Annotated in this window: 15 protein-coding genes; 9 read left to right on the forward strand and 6 right to left on the reverse strand. The window is 69.0% G+C overall.

What is annotated here, in order from left to right; all coding sequences use genetic code 11:
* Positions 1–286: 286 nt before the first annotated feature.
* Entirely contained in the window at positions 287–919 is a 633-nt protein-coding gene (locus AD72_RS20770) for a TetR/AcrR family transcriptional regulator (RefSeq protein WP_197285031.1), read from the forward strand.
* On the forward strand, positions 912–1,688 hold the full coding sequence (locus tag AD72_RS20775; RefSeq protein WP_031468202.1) for an enoyl-CoA hydratase/isomerase family protein: 777 nt from the start codon (positions 912–914) through the stop codon (positions 1,686–1,688). The genes AD72_RS20770 and AD72_RS20775 overlap by 8 nt, the downstream gene beginning before the upstream one ends.
* Here AD72_RS20775 and AD72_RS20780 read toward each other — a convergent pair.
* Positions 1,685–3,232 (reverse strand): APC family permease, encoded by a 1,548-nt coding sequence (locus AD72_RS20780; RefSeq protein ID WP_031468203.1) that lies wholly within the window; start codon positions 3,230–3,232, stop codon positions 1,685–1,687. The two genes, AD72_RS20775 and AD72_RS20780, sit on opposite strands and share 4 nt — an antisense overlap.
* 127 nt (positions 3,233–3,359) lie before the next feature.
* Here AD72_RS20780 and AD72_RS20785 point away from each other — a divergent pair, with 127 nt between their 5' ends.
* Both AD72_RS20785 and AD72_RS20790 read left to right on the forward strand, forming a co-directional pair.
* Positions 3,360–4,751: an aspartate aminotransferase family protein gene (locus AD72_RS20785; RefSeq protein ID WP_031468204.1), complete on the forward strand. Its 1,392-nt coding sequence runs from the start codon at positions 3,360–3,362 to the stop codon at positions 4,749–4,751.
* Between the two features lie 89 nt (positions 4,752–4,840).
* Entirely contained in the window at positions 4,841–6,271 is a 1,431-nt protein-coding gene (locus AD72_RS20790; RefSeq protein WP_031468205.1) for a hypothetical protein, read from the forward strand.
* Here the strand turns inward: AD72_RS20790 and AD72_RS20795 are convergent.
* On the reverse strand, positions 6,250–6,888 hold the full coding sequence (locus AD72_RS20795) for a spermidine synthase (protein ID WP_231644918.1): 639 nt from the start codon (positions 6,886–6,888) through the stop codon (positions 6,250–6,252). The genes AD72_RS20790 and AD72_RS20795 overlap by 22 nt on opposite strands.
* Positions 6,889–6,991: 103 nt before the next feature.
* On the opposite strand from AD72_RS20795, the gene AD72_RS20800 reads away from it, so the two are divergent.
* Entirely contained in the window at positions 6,992–7,981 is a 990-nt protein-coding gene (locus AD72_RS20800; protein WP_031468207.1) for a malate dehydrogenase, read from the forward strand.
* Between the two features lie 127 nt (positions 7,982–8,108).
* Here AD72_RS20800 and AD72_RS20805 read toward each other — a convergent pair whose 3' ends face one another.
* On the reverse strand, positions 8,109–8,396 hold the full coding sequence (locus AD72_RS20805; protein ID WP_031468208.1) for a DUF3017 domain-containing protein: 288 nt from the start codon (positions 8,394–8,396) through the stop codon (positions 8,109–8,111).
* Positions 8,393–9,241, reverse strand: coding sequence for a bifunctional methylenetetrahydrofolate dehydrogenase/methenyltetrahydrofolate cyclohydrolase (locus AD72_RS20810; RefSeq protein WP_031468209.1), 849 nt, complete (start codon positions 9,239–9,241; stop codon positions 8,393–8,395). Before AD72_RS20810 ends, AD72_RS20805 begins: the two co-directional genes overlap by 4 nt.
* Positions 9,242–9,459: 218 nt before the next feature.
* Here AD72_RS20810 and AD72_RS20815 point away from each other — a divergent pair, with 218 nt between their 5' ends.
* The 4 genes from AD72_RS20815 to AD72_RS20830 all read left to right on the forward strand — a co-directional run bounded on the left by AD72_RS20815 (position 9,460) and on the right by AD72_RS20830 (position 14,681).
* Complete coding sequence (locus AD72_RS20815; RefSeq protein ID WP_037346734.1) at positions 9,460–11,487, forward strand: TNT domain-containing protein; 2,028 nt, start codon at positions 9,460–9,462, stop codon at positions 11,485–11,487.
* Between the two features lie 93 nt (positions 11,488–11,580).
* Positions 11,581–12,801 (forward strand): NADP-dependent isocitrate dehydrogenase, encoded by a 1,221-nt coding sequence (locus AD72_RS20820; RefSeq protein ID WP_031468210.1) that lies wholly within the window; start codon positions 11,581–11,583, stop codon positions 12,799–12,801.
* Positions 12,802–13,263: 462 nt separating this feature from the next.
* Positions 13,264–14,073 (forward strand): exodeoxyribonuclease III, encoded by an 810-nt coding sequence (locus tag AD72_RS20825; protein WP_031468211.1) that lies wholly within the window; start codon positions 13,264–13,266, stop codon positions 14,071–14,073.
* Positions 14,074–14,093: 20 nt separating this feature from the next.
* Positions 14,094–14,681 carry a hypothetical protein gene (locus AD72_RS20830; RefSeq protein ID WP_031468212.1) on the forward strand — a complete coding sequence of 196 codons (588 nt, stop codon included), beginning with the start codon at positions 14,094–14,096 and terminating at the stop codon, positions 14,679–14,681.
* 37 nt (positions 14,682–14,718) lie between these two features.
* Here the strand turns inward: AD72_RS20830 and AD72_RS20835 are convergent, their stop codons facing one another.
* Positions 14,719–16,341 (reverse strand): fatty acyl-AMP ligase, encoded by a 1,623-nt coding sequence (locus tag AD72_RS20835; RefSeq protein ID WP_031468213.1) that lies wholly within the window; start codon positions 16,339–16,341, stop codon positions 14,719–14,721.
* 111 nt (positions 16,342–16,452) lie between these two features.
* Positions 16,453–18,216, reverse strand: a complete 1,764-nt coding sequence (locus AD72_RS20840) for an ABC-F family ATP-binding cassette domain-containing protein (RefSeq protein ID WP_031468214.1) — start codon at positions 18,214–18,216, stop codon at positions 16,453–16,455.
* Positions 18,217–18,337: the final 121 nt, after the last annotated feature.

Here is an 18,337-nt window from a genome sequence, read left to right on the forward strand (position 1 = left end):
TCGCGAGCGGGAGTCAGCGTGGCGGGCTCCCTGCGGGATACCCGCACCCAGGATCAGCAAGGCGGAGGATCGAGCCATAGCGGAGCTATGGTGATTGCGCGCCTGCGCAGCGAGGCTCCGCGCTGGCACGCGAAGGTACTTCGCCAGCGTCGCAACGCAGCAGGACATGGAGTCCCCATGCGTGCTCTAGGGTTGGCCCGTGGCGAGTAAGCGAAGGGAACGCAGGGCGGCCGAGGCCGCGGGCTCCGGGCCGGACGCGGAGCAGAACCCGGTGCCCAGGGTGCGGATGACCGGGGTGCAGCGCCGGACCCAGCTGCTCGACGTGGCCCGCTCGCTGTTCGCCGAGAAGGGGTTCGAGGCGACCTCGATCGAGGAGATCGCCGCGCGGGCCGGGGTGAGCAAGCCCGTCGTCTACGAGCACTTCGGCGGCAAAGAGGGCGTGTACGCGGTGGTCGTGGACCGCGAGATGCAGGTGCTGATGAACCGCATGGTCGCCGCGGTCTCCGCCGACGAAGATCCGAAACTGCTGCTCGAACGCGCCGCGCTGGCCCTGCTCAACTATGTGGACTCGAACGCGGACGGATTCCTGATCCTCGCCCGCGATTCCCCGGTCGCCTCCACGAGCGGCACGTTCTCCAGCCTGCTCAACGACATCGCCACCCAGGCCGAGGAGGTCATCGGGGTCTACTTCGACCGCCAGGGCCACGACCGGAAACTGGCCGCGCTCTACGCGCAGGCCCTGGTCGGCATGGTCGCCTTCACCGGCCAGTGGTGGCTGGTCACCGGGAAGCCCCGCATGGAGGAAGTGGCCGCGCACCTGGTGAACATCGCCTGGCACGGACTGGAGAACCTGGAGAGCAGGCCCCGCCTCGAAGTGCTCGAGCGGGCCCGGCAGGGAAAGGAACGCGAACGTGAGTGACGAACTGCGGCTGGAGATCGGGGCCGGAGTGGCCACGCTGACCATCGACCGCCCGGCGAAGCGCAATGCGATCTCCTTCGAGATGTGGTCCCGGCTGCCCGAGATCACCGCCGAGGTCGAGCGCTCCGGCGCCGAGGTGCTCGTGGTGCGCGGCGGCGAGCACTTCTCCGCGGGCGCGGACATCTCCGAGTTCACCACCCTGCGCGCGGGTGCCGAGGGCGCCGAGCGCTACGCGGCCGCGGTGCACCTCGGGGAACGCGCACTCGCCGGGCTCAGTGTGCCGACGATCGCGGCGATCAACGGCTTCTGCATCGGCGGCGGCTGCGAGATCGCGCTCGCCTGTGATATCCGCCTCGCCGCCGAGGACGCCACCTTCGGGATCACCCCGGCCAAGCTCGGCCTCGTCTACCACTTCACCTCGACCCGCGCGCTGGTGCACGCGGTCGGGCCGGCGTGGGCGAAGCAGATCCTGTTCTCCGGCGAGTTCATCGACGCGAGCACCGCGCTGCGCATCGGGCTGGTCAACGAGATTCATCCCGGTGAGGCGCTCGGCAAGCGGGTGGACGAGCTCGCGGCCACGATCGGCTCGCGCGCCCAGGTCAGCCTGCGCGGCGCGAAGACGATCATCGGCCGCATCCAGGACGGCCTGGACAGCGAGGACCGGGCGGTCACCGAGCTGTACGCGAATGCGCACACGAGCGCGGAGTACGCCGAGGGAGTGGCCGCCTTCCTGGAGAAGCGCAAGCCGTCCTTCCGCGACGTCCGTTAGTCGCGCGGTTCCAGGCGCATGGCATCGGTGGCCGGGTCCACCGAGCCGCGCGCCATCCCCGCCGAGGTGAAGAACCCCCGGGTACCGCGGGCCCGGCGCAGCCAGCCGAGCAGGGCGACCCCGATCAGCAGGCACACGATCGCGATCGCGGCCACCCCGCCGAAGCCGAACACCGAGGTGTCCCCGTAGCCCGGATCGCTGTACTCGACGAAGGCCAGCACCAGGACCGTGAAGAAGAACAGCGCGCCGAGACCGGGCACCAGCCCGCGCAGCACCAGGTTCCGCACACTGCGGGACAGGGTTTTGCGGAATACCCACACACAGCTCAGCCCGACCATGCCGTACTCGATCGCCACGGTGATCCCGGTGGCCTCGACCGAGTCGGAGAGCACGCTCTCGCTCCACAGCGACAGTCCGATGTAGACGATCGCGGAGACGAGGCCGAAGGCCCAGGTCCCCAGCACCGGGGTCTGATACCTGGGGTGCACCCGCGCGAAGGCCTTCGGCAGTGCCCCGTAACTGGCCATGGCGAGCGTGCTGCGCGCGACGGGCATGATCGTGGCCTGGCTGGTCGCCGCGCTCGAGGTGAGCACCGAGATCACCATCAGCACACCGAACAGCGCGCCGAGACCACCGGTGCCGAACACGGCGCCGCTGAGCCCGGCGAGCACATCCTCGGCGTTGTCCGGGTTGCCCAGCCCGATGCCGTGCGTGCCGACCCCGGCGAACGCGACCGCGGCGACCGTGACGAGCAGGTAGTTCACCACGAGCAGCGCGGTGGAGACCACGGCCGCTTTACCGGGCCCGTGGCGGGGATTCCGCGACTCCTCGTTCACCGAGAGGCAGCTCTCGAAGCCCCAGTAGATGAACACGGCGAGCAGGGTCGCCGAGATGAACGCGCCCGCGCCCACCCCGCCCGGCCAGAACCAGTCCCAGTCCGGGGTCAGCGACTGCGGTCCCGCGGTGCCCGAACCGACCCTGGTCAGCGCCACGATCGCGAACGCGATCAACACGACGAGCTCGGCGAACAGCAGCACCCACTGCACCCGCGCGGACACCTCGATGCCGCGATAGGACAGGTAACACAGCGCGGCGAGCCAGCAGAGCCCGACAACGGCCGAGACGAACCGGTTGCCCGCGAGCGAGTCCAGTCCGAAAAGCAGCAGGGTGTACTTGCCGGTCAGCGCTGACTGGCTGGTCATCACGAGGATCTGGGCGATGATCACCACCCAGCCGGTGAACCAGCCGACGTGCGGGCCGAATGCCCGGGAGGCCCAGGTGAAGTTGATCCCGCAGTCCGGCTCGGCGCGGTTGAGTTCGCGGAACCCGATCGCGATGAACAGGATCGGGATGAAGGCCAGCACCAGGAAAGCGGGGGCCTTCACTCCGACACCGGCGATGACGAGGAAACCGAGCGTCGCGGCGATCGAATAGGCCGGTGCGGTCGCGGCGACCCCGATCACGATCTGCGAGACCAGGCCGAGCGCCCCCGCGCGCAGTCCCTTGGCCGTCCCGGGTTCCTGCTCGCTCACCGAATCCGTCATACGGAGATGATGGCAGCCGCAGTTTCCGTATGTGATCGCACATAAAACTACGAATTCGGTTGCAAAATGGCGCGGGATATGCGATACATGAAGTACGAAGGAACGTAACGTTTGGAGTACGTGGAACATGACCGCGATAGCCGACAATGCGAACACCGCACTCGAACACCGGCGCGCAGCCGCGAAGGCGCACCTGTGGCCGCACTTCACCCCGCTGACGGCCCACGACTCCCCCGGCGTTCCGACCATCGTGCGCGGCGAGGGCGCCTACGTCTACGACGACACCGGCCGCCGCTTCTTCGACGGGCTCTCCGGGCTGTTCGTGGTGCAGGCCGGGCACGGGCGCGCGGAGCTCGCGGACGCGGCCGCCAAGCAGGCGCGCGAGCTCGGCTACTTCCCGCTGTGGTCCTTCGACCACCCGAGCGCGATCGATCTCGCCGAGCGCATCGCGAACGAGGCACCGGGCGATCTGAACCGGGTGTTCTTCACCAGCGGCGGAAGCGAGGCCGTCGAGACCGCGTGGAAGCTGATCAAGCAGTACTTCAAGCTCACCGGGAAACCGATGAAGCACAAGGTGATCAGCCGCACCATCGCCTATCACGGCACTACGCACGGCGCGCTGTCCATCAACGGCATCCCCGCGCACCGGCAGAACTTCGAGCCGCTCGTACCCGGCACCCACAAGGCCGCGAACACCAACATCTACCGCTCCCCGATCTTCGGCGACGACCCGAAGGCGTTCGGTGAGTGGGTCGCCGACGAGATCGAGCGCGCGATCCTGATGGAGGGCGCGGACTCGGTCGCCGCCGTTTTCCTCGAACCGGTGCAGAACGCCGGCGGCTGCTTCCCGCCGCCGCCTGGCTACTTCCAGCGGGTCCGGGAGATCTGCGACCGGCACGACGTGCTGCTCGTCTCGGACGAGGTCATCTGCGCGTGGGGCAGGCTCGGGCACGCGTTCGGCGCGAGCCGCTACGGCTACCAGCCGGACATCATCACCTGTGCCAAGGGACTCACCTCCGGGTACGCCCCGCTCGGCGCCACGATCATCTCCGACCGGATCGCCGAGCCGTTCCTCGCCGACGGCGTGACCTTCCCGCACGGCATCACCTTCGGCGGGCACCCGGTCGCCTGTGCGATCGCGCTGGCCAACCTGGACCTGTTCGAGCGCGAGGACCTCTACGGCAACGTCCAGCGCAACGAGGGCGCATTCCGCTCCACCCTGGAGAAGCTCCACGATCTGCCGATCGTCGGCGATGTGCGCGGTGACGGGTACTTCTACGGCGTCGAACTGGTCAAGGACAAGGCGACCAAGGAATCGTTCACCGCCGAGGAAGCGAACCGGATCCTCTACGGCTACCTCTCACCCGCGCTGCTCGAGCACGGCCTCTACTGCCGCGCCGACGACCGCGGTGACCCGGTCATCCAGCTCGCCCCGCCGCTGATCTGCGGCCAGGAGCACTTCGACGAGATCGAGGGGATCCTGCGCGAGGTGCTGACCACCGCCTATTCGAAGCTGTAACCACCGGCGCGAACGGGCCGCTGCCCATGATCCGGACTCCGCCGTCTGGATCATGACAAGGCAGCGGCCCTTCTGCCATCGTGTGCCGAATGCGCGACCCACTGCGATTCGGTCACCGGGTGCTCGCCATCGCCGTCTCGGCAGCCGCCCTCCTGCTACTCGGTACCCCCGCTCCGGCCGCCGGGCCACCGGCGAATCCGTGGCTCGGTCCCGCCGGATCCGCGACCATGCACGGGGACGCGGAGTCCTCGGACACGACCACCGCCGCGGGGCCGGGCACCGGGCCCGTGCGGGTGCGGACGGCCAAGCTGGGCGCCGCCTGCCCGACAGTGCTCGCCGGACGGGACGGATATCCGGTAGCGCTGTGCACCACGCAGCTCGGGCGCACCCCGACGGTCTTCCTGCTCGATCCGGAGACCACGCGGCCGCTCGCCCGGTTGGCGCTGCCGAAGGGCTCACTGCTCGGCGGGGTCTACGCCTACCTCGACAACCGCGACCGGCTCGTCTTCGTGGACGGCGACAACGAACTGGTGCGGGTGGCCCACCGGCACACGAGCTCCGGGTGGCGGCTGACCATCACCGAGCGAACCCCGCTGGGCTCGGCGATCCCCGAGGGCGACGGCGTTTCGAGCCTCATGCCGGACTGGCGTGGCCGGATCTGGTTCGGCACGAACCGGGGCACCGTGGGTGTGCTGGACGGCTCGGTGGCCCGCACCGTCCGGCTCGGTGAGCAGATCGCGAACAGCATCTCCACCGCGCCCGGAGGGACCGCCGTCGCCACCACGCACGCCCTGTACCGGCTCTCGGCGGGCCCGGACGGAGTACCGCACGTGGACTGGCGGGTGGCCTACGAGCGCGGACCGGGCCGGAAACCGGGGCAGCTGAGCTGGGGAACCGGCGCTTCACCGACTTTCTTCGGACCGCGCACCGGCACCGAATACCTCGCGATCACCGACAACGCGGCGCCCGGGGAGAACCTGGTCGTGGTGGACGCGCGCACCGGGGCGCCGGTGTGCACCACGCCGAGCGGCATCGCCGGGACCGAGCTCTCCCCGGTGGCCTCCGGGGATTCGGTGTACCTGGCGAGCACCTACGGGTATCCGTATCCCGCCCTTCCCGAGGGCGCGGGGCCGAGCACCCCGTTGCTCGCCCCGTTCACCGGCGGTATGACCAGGATCGATGTACACGCGGGCGGCTGTTCCACGGTATGGCGGAACCACGAGCGTTCGGCCGCCGTGCCGCGACTGTCCACGGCGGACGGGAAGCTGTACACGATCACCAGGGAGAAACCCTTGGGCGGTGCCCGGGGCAGCACCCTGTTCGATCACTACGAGGCAGCCGTGATCGACGCGAAGACCGGTCACACCTCCACCGCGGGGCGGATCGGTTCCGGTTTCTTCTCCGACACCCTGCAGATGGTCGGCAGCATCGTGCCCGGCCGGGTGCAGTACCAGGGCACCGTCGACGGCGTGGTCGCGATCCGGCCGGCGGACGCCGCTCAGCCCGCGATCGCGAGATAGACCACATCGGGTTCGCCGCGGGGCACCGGCACCTCGTGCACGGCGACCTCGGCGAACTCCGCGCGCAGGGCCCGCTCGAAACCCGGATCCGCCGCGGCGCTCCACACGCCGAGCACACCGCCGGCGGAAAGGCAGCGGCGCAACCGGGCCAGACCGGCTCCGGTGTACAACGCGGCGTTCTCCTCGTTGACCGTCCACTGTGGACCATTGTCGATATCGAGACAGATCGCCTCGAAGACCGGCTCCCCCGCCAGGTAGTCGAGCAGATCCTCGTTCCGGACCGTCACCGCGGGCTCGGCGAGCGCATCCCCGTGCCAGGGCGCGAGCGGACCACCGCTGGCGTTCCAGTCCACGACGGCACGCTCGCGTTCCACGACCACCACCTGGCCGACGTTCGGCTGGTCGAGCGCGGCGCGTAACGAGAAGCCGACCCCGAGGCCGCCGATGAGCATCCGCCCGCCCGCGCGCATCCGCTCGGCCGCCGCGGTCACCAGCAACCGCTCCGAGGCACCGCCCCTGGTGTCCATCAGGAAGGTGCCGTTCGCGATGACCTCACAGTGCCCGCCGACCTGCCGGAGCACCAGTTCACCGCACACCCCGGCCACGCGCTCGAGCATCGTCACACGAGTCATTGTGCACATCCCGGGTCGGACCGGATGAGCACGGAGATAGCATCGCGGCATACCAACCCCTCAGAAACCCCGCGACCAGGAGTATCGAATGGCACAGACGCCAGTGAACGTCACCGTGACCGGTGCGGCGGGCCAGATCGGCTACGCGCTGCTGTTCCGTATCGCCTCGGGGCAGCTGCTCGGCCCGGACACCCCGGTGCGCCTGCGGCTGCTCGAGATCCCGCAGGCGGTCAAGGCCGCCGAAGGCACCGCCATGGAGCTCGACGACTGCGCGTTCCCGCTGCTTTCCGGGATCGACATCACCGATGACGCGCGCACCGCGTTCGACGGCGTCAACGTCGCGCTGCTCGTCGGCGCACGTCCGCGCACGAAGGGCATGGAGCGCGGCGACCTGCTCGAGGCGAACGGCGGGATCTTCAAGCCGCAGGGCGAGGCCATCAACGCCGGTGCCGCCGAGGACGTCAAGGTGCTCGTGGTCGGCAACCCGGCGAACACGAACGCGCTGATCGCCAAGGCACACGCCCCGGATGTGCCCGGTGACCGGTTCACCGCCATGACCCGGCTCGACCAGAACCGCGCGGTCACCCAGCTGGCGAAGAAGACCGGTGTGGCCGTCGCCGACGTGAAGAAGCTGACCATCTGGGGCAACCACTCGGCGACCCAGTACCCGGACATCTTCCACGCCGAGGTCGCGGGCAAGAACGCCGCCGAGACCGTCAACGACGAGACCTGGCTCGCCGAGGACTTCATCCCGACCGTGGCCAAGCGCGGTGCGGCGATCATCGAGGCGCGCGGCGCGTCCTCGGCGGCCTCCGCGGCGAACGCGGCCATCGACCACGTGCACGACTGGGTACTCGGCACCGCCCCCGGCGACTGGGTCTCCATGGGTATCCCCTCGGACGGCTCCTACGGCGTGCCCGAGGGGATCATCTCCTCGTTCCCGGTCACCACCTCGAACGGCAAATACGAGATCGTGCAGGGCCTCGAGCACGGCGAGTTCTCCCGTTCGCGCATCGACGCCTCGGTGAACGAGCTCGTCGAGGAGCGTGACGCGGTCCGCGCCCTGGGGCTCGTCTAGTCCGGCCCGGTTTCCGTTCAGCACCGCCCCGCGGGGAGTTTCCCTGCGGGGCGGTCTGCTGTCCGGCCCAGTCCTGTGTGATTCAGTTCTGTGTGATTCAGTTCTGTGCGGCCCAGTCCCGTCCAGCTCAGCCGAGTGGCCCGCCGGTGATGGTCAGGGCCACCACGATCATGATCGCGCCGAACCCGCCGTAGAGCAGCACGTCGACCGGTTTGCTGCGCAGCGCGAGCAGGCCCATCTGTTCCCGGCCGAGGATGCCCCGCAGCAGCGCGGCGATCAGCAGACCGCCGCCGATCAGCGTCGATCCCCACCGCCAGTGGTAGAGGCCGATGAGCACGAATCCGGCCAGCACGACGAGCAGCACCGTGGCGAACGGGAGCGCGGTGCGCAGGCTGGCCCGGTCCACGTGCGTCACGCGCGCTGCTCGGCCGCGGAGACGACGTTCGCGAGCAGGTGGGTGATGGTCATCGGCCCGACACCGCCCGGGATCGGCGCCAGATAACCCGCGACCTCGGCGACCTCGGGGGCGACATCGCCGACCGGACCGTTCTCGGTGCGGGTGCTGCCCACATCCACGACGGCGGCACCCGGCTTGACCATGTCCGCGGTGATGATCCCCGCGGAACCGGCCGCGGCGACCACGATGTCCGCGCGGGACACCTCGGCGGCCAGATCCCGGGTCCCGGTGTGGCACAGCGTGACGGTGGCGTTCTCGCTGCGCCGGGTCAGCAGCAGCCCGATCGGGCGGCCGACGGTGGTCCCCCTGCCGACGACGGTGACCCGCGCGCCTTCGATCGGCACCCCGTAGCGGCGCAGCAGGGTGATGATCCCGTTCGGCGTGCACGGCAGCGGGGCCGGCTCACCGAGCACGAGTTTGCCCAGGTTGACCGGGTGCAGACCGTCGACATCCTTGGCGGGGTCGACGCGCTCCAGGATCCGGTACTCGTCGAGATGCTTGGGCAGCGGCAGCTGCACGAGGTAGCCGGTGCACGCCGGGTCGGCGTTGAGCTCGTCGATCACGGCCTCGAGCTCGGCCTGGCCGATGTCGGCGGGCAGGTCCCGGCGGATCGAGTTGATCCCGACCTTCTCGCAGGCGCGGTGCTTCATCCGCACGTACGTGTGCGAACCGGGATCGTCGCCGACGAGAACCGTCCCCAGTCCCGGGACGATGTCGCGCTCGGCCAGCTTGGCGACCCGCTCGCGCAGTTCTTCGTGCATGGTGGTGCGGAGGGCTTTGCCGTCCAGGATCGTGGCTGTCACGGTTCCGGATTCTGTCACGAACCGGGTGGCCTACAGAACGGTCCGGGCACGTGAATGGAACCATTCACGTGCCCGGTGTATTCGATCTTCCGGATGAACAACGCACGGCAAGCCGGATTGGGTTACGGTTTCTACTGAACACCCAGATGCGGACACACCGGGCGGCGGTCGGCGTCCGGGCGGTTCATCAGGTCAAGGGAAGGTGACAGGAATACGCCGTGTCGCAGCCAACTACCGCTGACTCCAACGCGCTGATCAAGCAGATCGGCATCACGCTGATCAACGCAGCACCGCAGGACTGGCAGCAGATCCGGACCGAGTTCCGCGCAACAGGACGGTACTACGAGCTGTCCGCGGAGATCGTGAACAACACGGGCGCGACGAACGCGTGGACGGCCTCGCACGCGATCGCCCTGATGTTCGCCCGGTTACGTGCGGCTATGCACCCGATCGAGGGCGGCACCTGGTTCAACGCGCGGTACCACATCGAGCGGCCGTCCAAGTACAACGTCGAGTTCGACCGCGACGAGCCACAGTGGCGAACCCAGCCGCCACCGCAGGCGTTCCGCGACGAACTGCGCTACTTCCCGCGTGAGGAGGCCGACGTCCCCGACTGGCTGATGATGCGCATGTCCGGCATCTCGGACAATTCGGCGCCGCCCGCGGGTGAAGCCCAGTTCCGGGTCGCCCGGATCTTCGACGGCAAGGGCCCGAACGGGCGGCCGACGGTGAACCGGCCCCCGGTGCCCGAGCAGGAGCGCGATCAGCTGCGCCAGTACCTCGACCGGGCCAGACTGATCCTCCCGGTACGCGGCAACGACGTGGACCACCTCTCCTCCGACGGGCAGCAGAGCGTGCCCATCGCGTTCCACTCCGACGGTGTGTGGATCTGGCCGGCCGCGGTCAACTACTACTTCGCGCGCTACGGCCTGCCCCCGGAGCCGGGACTCGTCGAGCACGCGCGCGCGAGTCAGTTCGCCGCTCCCGATCTCGAGGACTCCACCGCCGAGGCCGCGGCGCGGATGATCACGGGCGGACGGCCCCCCGGTCCACCGGTACGCCAGGGCGCCACCCCGCCACCGGAGCCCCCGGAACCGGCCAGGACCTCCGGCGGCGAGATCGGCGCACAGCTGCGCGCGAAGCTCGAGGCCGCCGGGGTACCCGCCGAGTCGTACCGCATCGGCGAGTTCGTCCCGGGAACCTGGCACCTGCTGCGCACCCCGGACGGCTGGCTCGTAGCCCGCCCTGATCCGGCCAATCCGGCCCCGATGCGCTTCGCCGAGGAACACGACGCGGCCGCGTTCATGCTGGGCAAGCTGCTCCTGGATCGCCCGGCCGAGGCGTCCCGCCCGGAGACGGCCCCGGATGCCGGAGCGGCCCCGGCCGCCGCGGCGCTGCCGGTCACCGAGCAGGCGGATCCGGAGCCCGTCCACGCGGCGGCCCCCGTACCGCAACCGGAACCCACCCCCGTTGCCGCCGCACTCGAGGCCGAGCCGATCGCCGCTCAGGTCGAGTCGGAGCTCGCCCCTGCCGAGCCGGCCGAGCCCGAGGCCGCCGACTCCGAACCCGCTTCGGACGCCCCCGGCCCCGCGGCGAGCGCAGCCACGGAACCCGAAACAGCGGAACCCGAAACGGCCGAACCGGGGACGACCGAGCCGGAAACGGCGGAACCCGAAGCAACCGGGCACGAAGAGGCCGAACCCGGCGAACCGGAACAGACCGGATCCGCCGAGGAGTCGTCCGAGGTGGCCGTCCCGGCCGGTTCCGCCGAGGGCCAGCACGAAGCCGCGGACCAGGAACCGCCCGCGCAGCAGGCCGAGTCCGAGGCACCCCGGCACGCCGCCGCCGCGGAACCGGAAGAGCCCGAGGCACCCGGGGAACCCGAGGAATCCGAGGCCGCTCTTTCCCCCAGTGACCTGTGGAAACGCTGGCGCCTCTCGGATGATCCGCCCGGCGAGCTGTTCCGCAACAAGGCGCGCGACCGGCTCACCCCCGGTACCACCGTGGACCGCTACGGCGAACCGGACGGCGGACTCGTACACCTCGCGGGCACCCCCTTCGAGGAGCGCTCGCTGCCCGGCGAATGGGCCGAGCGCGAGGTGCGCACCTACCGGGTGAGCAGTGAGATCGAGGTGCTCTCCGGTACCGCGATCCCGTGGTTCGATCAGCCGGGCGGCGGCACCGGGTACCTGCTGCCCAAGCCGATCACCGAGCTGCTCGCGGACGGGGCGCTCGAGCAGGCCTGAACCTGCCAAGCACAGGGGCGCCTGCTACGGCGTTCACGGTTAGCAGTACGCTTGTACCGTAAGCGGGCTGCGAGAACAGAGGAGACCTACCGCATGGCTAAGATCAAGGTGGAGGGGACGGTCGCCGAACTCGACGGCGACGAGATGACCCGGATCATCTGGCAGTTCATCAAGGACAAGCTGATCCACCCGTACCTCGATGTCAACCTGGACTACTTCGACCTCGGGATGGAACACCGGGACGCGACCGACGACCAGGTCACCGTGGACGCCGCGAACGCGATCGCCAAGCACGGCGTCGGCGTGAAGTGCGCGACCATCACCCCGGACGAGGCGCGGGTCGAGGAGTTCGGCCTCAAGAAGATGTGGCGCAGCCCGAACGGCACGATCCGCAACATCCTCGGCGGTGTCATCTTCCGCGAGCCGATCGTGATCTCGAACATCCCCCGCTACGTCCCGCACTGGACCAAGCCGATCATCATCGGCCGCCACGCGCACGCCGACCAGTACAAGGCCTCGGACTTCAAGGTCCCCGGCGCGGGCACCGTCACCATCACCTACACCCCCGAGGACGGCTCCGAGCCGCTCGAGCTCGAGGTCGCCAAGTTCGGCGAAGACGGTGGCGTGGCGATGGGCATGTACAACTTCCGCAAGTCCATCGAGGACTTCGCGCACGCCTCGCTGCGGTACGGGCTCGACCGTGGTTACCCGGTCTACATGTCCACCAAGAACACCATCCTCAAGGCCTACGACGGGATGTTCAAGGACACCTTCGCCGAGATCTACGAGCGCGACTACAAGGCGCAGTTCGAGGCCGCGGGGATCACCTACGAACACCGGCTCATCGACGACATGGTCGCCTCCGCGCTGAAGTGGGAGGGCGGCTACATCTGGGCGTGCAAGAACTACGACGGTGACGTGCAGTCCGACACGGTCGCCCAGGGCTTCGGCTCGCTCGGCCTGATGACCTCGGTGCTCATGACCCCGGACGGCAAGGTCGAGGCCGAGGCCGCACACGGCACGGTCACCCGGCACTACCGCCAGCACCAGCAGGGCAAGGCGACCTCGACCAACCCGATCGCCTCGATCTTCGCCTGGACCCGCGGCCTCGACGCCCGCGGCAAGAAGGACAACACCCCCGCGGTGGTCGAGTTCGCGAACACCCTCGAGCAGGTCGTCATCGAGACCGTGGAGAGCGGCAAGATGACCAAGGACCTCGCGCTGCTCGTCGGCAACGATCAGCCGTACCAGACCACCGAGGAATTCCTCGCGACGCTGGACGAGAACCTGCAGCGGAAGATGGCTTCCGCCTGATCGCCCGGATTCCGAATGAATCGGGCCGCACCATTCCGGTGCGGCCCGATTTTTTGTCGTGAGGCAGGTCCGGATTTTATTACCATTCAGTTGTGGACAACTACCCGTTCAGGTCCCTCCGTGGAGTGAGATCAAGGGCTTTTGTTGGCACCGGAGCGCATATCGGTGTATTCCTAATCATGGTCGTCAGAGGGTATCTCCGATGGCTTGCCGAGAGAAACGACGGAGCGGAGGAAGCGATGTGCGAATCGGTAATTCGCTCCGGAAAAAGCCCGGTAATCGCCGTCGATGTTTTCCGGAGGACCGGCCGGTGGGCAGCCGATAAAGTCCACTCACCCGGCCTGCCGTGCCCGGCTGACCGCTGAGCACGGAGAAACCCGAGGGGAAGGTTGAGAACCGGGCCGGAGCCGACGGGCTCCGGCCCGGTCCGCTTTGTCGGTGCCGGTCGGTACGCTCGCGCACGTGCTGACCGTTTCCACCGTGAATGTCAATGGACTGCGTGCCGCCGCGAAGAAGGGCTACCGCGAATGGCTCGCCGGGACCAAGGCGGATGTCGTGTGCCTGCAGGAAGTGCGCGCCACCGCCGACCAGCTGCCCGCCGAGGTGCGTGAACCCGAGGGCTGGCGCACCGTGCTGCACGCTCCCGCCGCGGCCAAGGGCCGGGCCGGAGTGATGATCCTGGCGCGGCGTAAGGCACTCGAGACCAGGATCGGCTTCGACGCCGAGGAGTTCGCCGACGCCGGGCGCTACGTCGAGATCACCCTGCCCACCACGATCATCGGTTCGCTCTACCTGCCGAGCGGAGACGTCGGCACCCCGCGCCAGGACGAGAAGGAACGGTTCATGGAGGCGTTCCAGCCGTATCTCGCCGACCTGCGCAAGCGAGCCGAGTCCGAGGGGCGCGAGGCACTCGTCTGCGGCGACTGGAACATCGCCCACCGCAAGGAGGACCTGAAGAACTGGCGCGGCAACCAGGGCGCGGCCGGGTTCCTTCCCGAGGAGCGCGCCTGGCTCGACTCCATCTACGACGAGCTCGGCTACACCGACATCGGCCGGGCCGCGCAGCCCGAAGGTGAGGGACCGTACTCCTGGTGGTCCTACCGCGGGAGGGCCTTCGACAACGACTCCGGCTGGCGCATCGACCTGCACGTGGCCACCCCCGGACTCGCCGCGGCCGCGCGCTCCGCCGTCGTCGAACGGGCCCCGAGCCACGAGGAACGCTGGTCCGACCATGCCCCGGTGACGGTGCGCTACGACTTCCCCAAGCAGTAGCGGCGAGATCTTCTCGCACCGTGGACAAGGTACTGATAGCGCTGATCTCCGGCGGGGTCACGCTCCTGACCAGCCTGGCCACCATGCTCATCAGCAACCGGCGAGCCGACCGGCGGCTGGTGCGCCAGCTCGCGCACGAACGCGATCGCGACCGGGACAACCATCACCACGAAGGAACACTGGAACGCGAGAAGTACTTCCTCGACAAACGCTGGTCCTTCTACGGCGAACTGCTGGAGGCCGTCAACGAGTACCGCAGGGGCTACCGGAAGCTGGTCGAAACCGTCGAGCAGCGCACGCGAACGGGCGGTAAACTCCCGGACACCGCTGTGTTGATCAGCCGCTCGGAGGGCGTGTTCATCCGGGTACTTCCGCTGCAGGACACGGCAGCCATCCTGGGCTGCACCGACATAGCCGGGAAAGTGAAGGCCTATGCCGACGCCGTGGCCGTGTCCACCACCCGCCTGATCGAGTTCATCGAAAGCCGGTCACCCGAGATGGATCGCGAATGGCTGTTCTACATCGAACTCGAGGTCAACCATTCGCGCGCGAACATCATCGAGGCCGTGCGCGCCGATATCGAGAACCTGCGCGCCTCCGCCCGATAGCGCGCCGCGCACCCGGCACCGGAGGGCCCTTCCGCGGTCAGGCGCTGAGCAGGTCCGCGGCCGCCGCGCGGCGTAGTTTCCCGGACGGGGTCTTCGGCAGGGTGCCGACGCCGAGGACGAGCACCTCCATGGGGCGGACACCGACGGCGTCCATGATGCGCGCGGTGACCTCGCGGCCGATGCGTTCCTGTTCCTCGCTGTCCCCGGCGAGTTTGGATTCGACAGCGACGGCGAAGCGTTCCCGTTTGGTCCCGGCGTCGAGGCGGATGGCGACGGCGTTCCCGGCGCGCACCCCGGAAACGCTGGTTGCGGCGCGCTCGACATCGGTCGGGTAGATGTTGCGCCCGCCCATGATGATGACGTCCTTGATCCGCCCGCACACGACGACCTGTCCGTCGATGGTGTAGCCGAGGTCTCCGGTCGGCAGCCAGCCGTCCTCGGTATGGGTGCGCAGCGGCCCGCGGACGGTGAGGTAGCCGGGCGTCACGGAGCTCCCGCGCAGCCGCAGTTCGCCCACTTCGCGGTCACCGAGCACGCGCCCCTCGGAATCCACCACGGACACCTCGACCCCGGGCAGTGGGTGCCCGAGTTTGGGGAACCCGCGCCCGCCTTCGGTGGCGACGGCGCGGTCGTCCCGTTCGAGCTGGTCCGGGTCGACGTGGTCGACGTGGAATCCGGTGCCCGCCGGGTCGAAGCTGATCGCGAGCGTGCATTCGGCCATGCCGTAGGCGGGGAAGACGCATTCGGCGGGCATACCGAACCGGGCACCACCGGCCACGAACGCGGCGACGGCGCTCTCGTCGATGGGTTCGGCGCCGTTGAGCGCGATCTTGAGGTGCGAGAGGTCGAATTCCTCCTCGGCGCTGGCCATTCGCTTGCCGACGATCGCGTAGGCGAAGTTCGGCGCCGCGGTCACGTTCGCGCGGTACTTGCTCATCAGCCGGGGCCACACGAGCGGCCCGGAGAGGAAATCGGGCGGGGTGATCTTGACCAGTTCGATCCCGAAGGTCATCGGGACGGTGAGGAATCCGACCATGCCCATGTCGTGGAACAGCGGCAGCCAGGACATCATCACGTCCGTGGCCACGTCGATCCCGGACCGTTCGATCATGCCGGTCAGGTTCGCGTACAGGTTCCCGTGGGTGATCCGCACGGCCTTCGGTTCCGCGGTCGAACCGGAGGTCAGCTGCAGCAGCGCGGTGTCGTCCTCCTCGCGCGGGATGGGCTCGGCGAGCGGTTCCGCGTCGAGTTCGGTGAGCAGCACATACCGGATGCCGTGCTGGTCGAGCACGTCGGCGATCGCCTCGAAGGGCGCGCCGAGCAGCACGAGTTTCGAGCCGATCATGTTCAGCACGGTCACCGTGTCGTTCGCCCACTCCGCGAGATCGGTGCGCTGGGTGGGCTGATGCAGCATCGTCACGCTGCCGCCGGCGAGCCACACCCCCTGCACGGTGGGCGCGATGGAGACCGGTTCGGCGGCGAGCACCGCGACGGCGTCCCCGGCCTGCAGCCCGCCCGAGCGCAGCGCACCGGCCGTCCGTTTGGCCTGTTCGTGTACCTCACCCCAGGTGCTGCGGGTGGGGGTGGACGGTTCACCGGTGACCATTCCCTTGGCCGAGGTGTGCGCCGAACGCACAAGCGTCTCCACGAACCTGCTCATGCCCGAAAAGCCTACTGTGCGGTAGCCGCTGTGTACCCTGCGCGCGAGGACAACACTGGGGTCAGAAATTGTGTGGAATCCACAATTCCTCACTCCATGGTGGGTTCCCGGCTATTCCGCGCGCTCGGCCGCCTCCAGCCACTGTTCCTCGACCTCGTCCCGTTCGGCGCGCACCGCCTTGAGTTCGGCGTCGATCGTGGTCAGCTTGTCGACATCCGCTCCGGCCTCGGCCGCCGATTTGTCGAGCTCGGCCGCTTTGGCGCTGAGCGTGTCCAGGCGCCGTTCCAGTTTCGCGAGCTCCTTGCGCGCGGCGCGCTGCCGGGCGGCATCGCTTTCGGGTTTGCGGGCTTTGCCGTTCACCGGTGCCGCTTCGGCGAGTGACTTCCTGCGGTTGAGGTACTCCTCGATGCCGCCGGGCAGGTCGGTGATCCGCCCGTCCCCGAACAGCGCGACGGTGCGGTCGCACACCCGCTCGATGAGGTACCGGTCGTGCGAGACCACGACGAGGGTGCCCGGCCAGGAGTCGAGCAGGTCCTCCAGCTGCTGCAGGGTATCGATGTCCAGGTCGTTGGTCGGCTCGTCGAGCAGCAGCACGTTCGGCTCCCCCATCAGCAACCGGGCCAGCTGCAGCCTGCGCCGTTCCCCGCCGGAGAGGTCCCCGACCGGGGTCCACTGCCTGCTCTTGCCGAACCCGAACCGTTCGGCGAGCTGGGAGGCGGACAGTTCCTGTTTGCCGAGCACGACCCGGCTCGCCACCAGTTCGATGGCCTCGAGCACGCGCAGCTGCGGATCCAGCTCGGCGAGTTCCTGGGACAGGTGCGCAAGCCGGACGGTCTTCCCGCACACCAGGCGCCCGCTCTCGGGCTCGAGCTCACCGGTGAGCAGGCGCAGCATCGTGGTCTTGCCCGAACCGTTCACCCCGACCAGACCGAACCGGTCCCCCGGGCCGATCCGCCAGGTCTCGTTGTCCAGCATCGTGCGCTCGCCGATCCGGTACGTGGCGTCCTCGAGTTCGAGCACCGTCTTCCCGAGCCGCCTGCGCGCGAAACTGGTCAGTGCCACGGTGTCCCTCGGCTCGGGCACATCGGCGATCAGCGCCTCGGCCGCTTCGACCCGGTAGCGCGGCTTCGAGGACCGTGCCTGCGGACCGCGGCGCAGCCAGGCGAGCTCCTTGCGGGCCAGATTGCGCCGCTTCTCCTCGGCGCTGTCGGCCAGCCGGGCCCGTTCGGCGCGCGCGAAGGTCCAGTCCGAGTACCCGCCCTCGTAGGACTCGACCCGCCCGTCGACCACCTCCCAGGTGCGGGTGCAGACCGTGTCCAGGAACCACCGGTCGTGGGTGACCACGAGCAGGGCGCAGTTGCGCGCGAGCAGATGCTCGGCCAGCCAGCGCACCCCTTCCACGTCGAGGTGGTTGGTCGGCTCGTCCAGCACGAGCAGGTCCAGTTCCCTGGTCAGCGCGGCCGCGAGCTCGACGCGCCTGCGTTCCCCGCCGGAGAGCTCGCCGATCCGGCGTTCCAGTCCGAGCGCGGCCACCCCGAGCTCCTCGAGCACCCCGCGGATGTGCGGATCGGCCGCCCATTCGTGCTCCGCGCCGAAACCGCGCGGATCGAGCACCACCTGGCGCACGGTCGCGGCCGGATCGAGCGTGGTGCGCTGGGTGACCACGGCCATGCGCAGGTCACGCCCGTGGCTGACCCGGCCCTCGTCCGGCTCGGCGAGGCGCGCGACGACCTCGAGCAGCGTGGTCTTCCCCCCGCCGTTGAGGCCGACGACGCCGATCCGGTCGGAGTCCCCGATCCCGAGCGAGACACCGTCGAGCAACGGCCGCACGCCGTAGCTTTTGTGCACTGCCTCGAGATTGACAAGGTTGACCATCTACCCGCGCTTTCCATCACTGGTTCGTTCGATACCGGAAGAAATTGTCCCATCCGTGCCGCCGCCCGGTTCGCACGGCGATCCCCCGCGCGGAGCAGTACGCAGCGCGGCGCCCGGAGTA

This window comes from Sciscionella sediminilitoris (assembly GCF_000737195.2).
Taxonomy (GTDB): domain Bacteria; phylum Actinomycetota; class Actinomycetes; order Mycobacteriales; family Pseudonocardiaceae; genus Sciscionella; species Sciscionella sediminilitoris.